Here is a 5,077-nt window from a genome sequence, read left to right as displayed (position 1 = left end):
CGCTTCGCGCTGCACAACGCGAACAAGCGCAGCGCCGTGCTCGACCCGTCTGATCCGGACCACCGCGAACAGCTGGTCCGGCTGGCCGGCGACGCCGACATCGTCGTCGACAGCGGGCTCCCCGGCCTGGCCGCCGCCTACGAGACGTCGTGCGAAGAGTTGGCCGATCGATTCCCTCACCTGGTGGCGCTGTCGGTGACGGACTTCGGCAGGACGGGCCCATTGGCGTCGTGGCGCGCCACCGACCCGGTGCTCTACGCTCTGTCGGGCGCCTTGGCGCGGTCGGGACCGACCACCGGCACACCGGTTTCGCCGCCGGACGGCATCGCTTCGGCCACGGCCGCGGTCCAAGCGGCGTGGTCGGTGCTGGTTGCTTACTACAACCGGCTACGTTGTCGGACAGGCGATTACATCGATTTCTCCCGATACGAGGCCGTAGTGATGGCCCTCGACCCGGCGTTCGGCGCACATGGGCAGGCCGCGGCGGGCGTCCGTCACCCGGATCGGTGGCGCGGGCGCCCGAAAAACCAGGACGCTTACCCGATCTACGCCTGCCAGGACGGTTTCGTCCGACTGTGCGTGATGTCGCCCCGACAATGGCATGGGTTGCGGCGGTGGCTGGGCGAACCCGACGAATTCCAGGATCCCACGTACGACGTCATCGCGGCGCGGTTCAAGGCGTGGCCGCAGATCGGCCCGCTGATTCACCAACTGTTCGCCCACCAGACGATGAAAGCGCTTGTTGCCGAAGGGCAGTCGCACGGCGTGCCGATCTCCGCGGTGCTGGACCCCGCGCAGATCCTGGCGTCCGAGCACTTCAGGTCGGTGGGCGCGGTCACCGACACCGAACTTGTTCCCGGCGTCCGCAGCACCATCCCGACCGGCTACTACTCAGTCGACGGTGAACACGTCGGGTTTCGCGTACCCGCGCCGCGGCCCGGCGAGAACGACGCCCGCTGGACCGGCGAGCGAGCGGTGATTGCGGCACCCGCGAAATCCGGCCCGCGCCCGTTCGACGGGTTGCGCATCATCGATCTCGGCATCATCGTCGCCGGGGGCGAACTGAGCCGGTTGTTCGGCGACCTGGGCGCCGAGGTGATCAAGGTCGAAAGCGCGGCCTACCCGGACGGATTGCGGCAGGCCAGAATCGGTGAGCCGATGAGCGAGTCATTTGCCTGGACGCACCGCAACAACCTGGCTTTCGGCGTGGACTTGCGCAGCGACGCGGGCAAGCGGGTCTTCGGGCGCTTGGTCGCCGACGCCGACGCGGTGTTCGCCAACTTCAAGCCGGGAACGCTTGCCGCGCTGGGATTTACCTACGACACCTTGCACTCGCTCAATCCGCGGGTGGTGCTCGCCGAAAGCAGCGCATTCGGCGACCGAGGGCCGTGGAGCAACCGGCTGGGGTACGGCCCGCTGGTGCGGGCCACCGCAGGCGTCAGCAAGCTCTGGACCGACCCGAACGCCCATCCGGAAGACACCGCTGCCCGGCACCGGTTCTACGACGCGACGACGGTTTTCCCCGACCACGTGGTCGGACGGATCACCGCGATCGGCGCCCTGGCCGCGCTGATCCACCGCGACCGCACCGGGGCCGGCTCGCGCGTGCATGTCTCCCAGGCCGAGGCGGTGGTCAACCAACTCGACGTTCGCTATGTCACCGACGCCGCCCGCGCCGCGAACAGCGCTGATCTGGTCGACGACACCAGCATTCACGAAGTCCTGCCCTGCGCGGGGGACGACGAGTGGTGCGCGATCTCGATCCGCACCGACACCGACTGGCGCTCGGCCAGTGCGGTTTTCGGCGTACCCGAACTGGCCGACGACGCGCGTTGGGCAACCGGCCAGGCCAGGCTGAGACATCGGAGCGAGTTGACCCAGCGGATGTCGGAGTGGACCCGCCATCGCAGCCCCAGACAGGCCGCCGAGGCGCTGCAGTCGGCCGGCGTCCCGGCCGGGCCGATGAATCGTCCGCCCGACATCTTAGAAGACCCGCAACTGCGCGATCGAAAGTTATTCAGCGACATGCATCACCCGCTGTTCGACCATCCGCTGCCGGCCGAGACCGGACCGGCGCCGTTTCGACACATTCCGCCGGCACCGCAACGCCCCGCGCCGATGCCGGGGCAGGACACCCGCGAAATCTGCCTGGAGGTCCTCGACATGAGCCGCGAGGAAATCGAGCAATTGATCCATGAAGGGGTGCTGTTCGCATCCACCGAAACCGCGGAAGGTCGCACGTGATGCCCGTCAACCCGAAAACGCCGGTGCTGGTCGCGCACGGCCAGGTGAATCACCGCGAGGCGGCCCCGGACACCACCCTCGAGCCGGTCGATTTGATGGTCGCGGCCGCGCGCGAAGCGGCCGACGCCCGCGTGCTGGAGTCCATCGACTCGATCCGGGTGGTCAACCTGCTGTCGGTGTATTACCGAGACCCTGCTCTGCTGCTGGGCCAACGCCTCGGCGTCAAAAAATTCACCAGCAAATACAGCGGCATCGGCGGCAACGTCCCGCAGACACTGGTCAACCGCGCCTGCGTGGACATCCAGCAGGGACGCGCCGACGTGATCCTGGTGGCCGGCGCAGAAATGTGGCGGACCCGCACCCACTTGCGAAAGCAAGGGCTGCGGCTGAACGCCACCGAGCAGGACAACTCGATTCCACAGCCCGAAGGCAGCGACGAGAACGTGCCGATGGCCGGGGAATCCGAAATCCGCATCAAGCTCGACCGCCCGGCGTACATCTACCCGATGTTCGAGCAATCGCTGCGTGTGAGCACGGGGGAGTCGGTCGACGATCACCGCCGCCGTGTCGGCGAGCTGTGGGCGCGGTTCAGCGAGGTCGCGGCGCGCAACCCGAACGCGTGGATCCGCGAACCAGCTGCTGCGCGAGAGATTTCACGGCCGAGCCCATCGAATCGGATGATCAGCTGGCCCTACACCAAGCTGATGAACTCCAACAACATGGTCGACCAGGGGGCCGCGTTGATCTTGACGTCGGTGGCGGCCGCCACCCGGCTGGGGATCCCGTCGGAGCGTTGGGTGTATCCGTACGCGGGCACCGACGCACACGACACCTACTCGATCAGCGAGCGCGCCGAGTTGCACCGATCGCCCGCCATCCGGATCGGCGGGGCGCGGGCGCTGGAATTGGCCGGCTTCGGCATCGACGACATGGACTACGTCGACCTGTATTCCTGCTTCCCGTCCGCGGTGCAGGTGGCGGCCAACGAACTGGGACTGCCGGTGGACGACCCGTCCCGTCCGCTGACCGTGACGGGCGGGCTCACGTTCGCCGGTGGTCCGTGGAGCAACTACGTCGCCCACTCGATCGCCACGATGGCCCGACTCTTGACCGACAACCCGGGCCGACGCGGGCTGGTCACCGCCAACGGCGGCTACCTGACCAAGCACAGCTTCGGCGTCTACGGCAGCGAACCGCCGAAGGCCGACTTTCGCTGGGAGGACGTACAGTCCGACGTCGATCGTGAACCCACCCGCACCGCCGCGGTGCAATGGGAAGGCGTGGGCACCGTCGAAGCCTGGACGACGCCGTTCGATCGGGAGGGCCGGCCAGAGAAGGCCTTCATCGCGGTCCGCACCCCCGACGAACGGCGCACGCTGGCGTTGATCACCGACCCGGAGATGGCCGCGGCGACCGTGAACGAGGACATCGGTGGCGCCAAAGTCACCGTCGTCGGCGATGGCTCAGCAACATTGCAATGAGTTAACGGGTCGGCTCGAAGCTACCTGTAGCTGCGCCGCGCGACTATTGTTTGGTAATCAACTAAACGCCGTGGAGGTGCTCGGGCGTGCGGATTCTGCTGACCGACGTCACCGGGATCCTGGGGTGCGCCCTGGCCCGGCAGTTGACTGCGGCGGGCCACGCGGTGACCGGCGTCGCTGCCCGCCCACCCGAGAAGCTGCATCCCGCCGTCACGTTCGTGCCGGCCCCGCTCGCAGACCCGATGTTGCAGAAGTTGGCCGACGCGGCGGATGTGGTGTTACACCTCGCTGCGATCGAGCCCGGGGTACCCGGCAGCGCCGGGATCGACGGTCTGGTCCGGGTAGCGGACGCGTCGGCCCGCTCGGGCGCCCGCTTGATCTACGTGTCCGCTGCGGCGGGTGACCACGCGCTCTGCGAGCAGGCTGAGACGCTGGTGGCCAGCGGGTGGGCGCCGAGCCTGGTAGTGCGCGTTGCGCCGCTGGTGGGTCGCCAGCTGGACTGGATGATCTGCCGTACCGTCGTCAATTTCGTGCGCGGCACGTCGGCGGCCGCCCCGGTACGGGTGTTGCACTTCGACGACCTACTTCGGTTTCTGGTGCTCGCCGTGGCAACCAACCGCACCGGAGCGGTCGACCTTGCCAACCCCGACGCTGTCGACGTGGCCGCCGCACGCAGCATGATGCGGTCCGCCGGGCAGCGCCCGCTGCTGGCGCGCCTGCCCAGCTGGCCCGAACTGACACCACATTTCGACATCGCCGGGCTGAACGAGGAATGGAAGTTCGAAGTCGCCTGGCACACCAGCGATGCCATCGCCGATACCGAGCGCGGGCTGGTCGGCCGCAGACTCACCGCCACCGGCGCAACGGAGCTACCCGGACGCCGCCCGCTACCCGTCGACGTCGCGCTGCCGGTCGAGCCGTCGGATGGGACACCGCTACGGTCGGCCTGGCCGGACGAGCAGGACGGTGAATTCGACGATCGGGTCGATCCGCGTTTTCCGGTATTCAGCGCGGCCCCGCTGGCCCAGACCCTGCCCGGCCCACTTTCCCCGATGACACTCGATGTCCAATTGCCCGGCTTACGTGCCGCGGCGCGGATGATCAGTCCGCTGCTGGCATGCGGTGACATCGTTGCCGCCGAATGGGATAGCAGGGCCATCGCGGTTTTCGCCCACCGCCCCTATGTTGGCGTGTCGGCCGGCGTGCTTGCCGCAGAGCGGCTTCCCGGCTGGGATGTCGACGACATGGTGCGAGATTCGCTGGGCGACACGTTGATCGAGCTGTTTCCGCTCGGTCGTCCGCCGCAGAGCCGGCGGCTTGGCTCAGCCGCCGCGAAGACCGTGGTGGTCAAA

The 5,077-nt window shown here is 68.0% G+C and carries 3 protein-coding genes; all 3 read left to right on the top strand.

Annotated features, from left to right (window positions below):
* Window positions 1-2,244, top strand: a 2,244-nt coding sequence (locus tag AC2VOU_RS12295) for a CoA transferase (protein WP_486957630.1), incomplete at its 5' end; no start/stop codon positions are given.
* The gene (locus tag AC2VOU_RS12290; RefSeq protein WP_486957629.1) at window positions 2,244-3,725 is read left to right on the top strand and encodes an acetyl-CoA acetyltransferase; all 1,482 of its coding nucleotides are present in this window, start codon (window positions 2,244-2,246) and stop codon (window positions 3,723-3,725) included. The genes AC2VOU_RS12295 and AC2VOU_RS12290, both read left to right, overlap by 1 nt.
* An 86-nt stretch (window positions 3,726-3,811) precedes the next feature.
* Window positions 3,812-5,077 (top strand): NAD-dependent epimerase/dehydratase family protein (locus AC2VOU_RS12285; RefSeq protein WP_486957628.1); only part of this gene is annotated, 1,266 nt, incomplete at its 3' end.

The sequence above is a fragment of the Mycobacterium sp. TH-M25 genome (genome assembly GCF_057473665.1).
This window is presented reverse-complemented; position numbering and strand designations above follow the sequence as displayed.

What these genes read in the sequence shown, in the direction of transcription:
- AC2VOU_RS12290 (WP_486957629.1), top strand. Translation starts at nt 2,244, where the DNA reads ATGCCCGTCAACCCGAAAACGCCGGTGCTGGTCGCGCACGGCCAGGTG.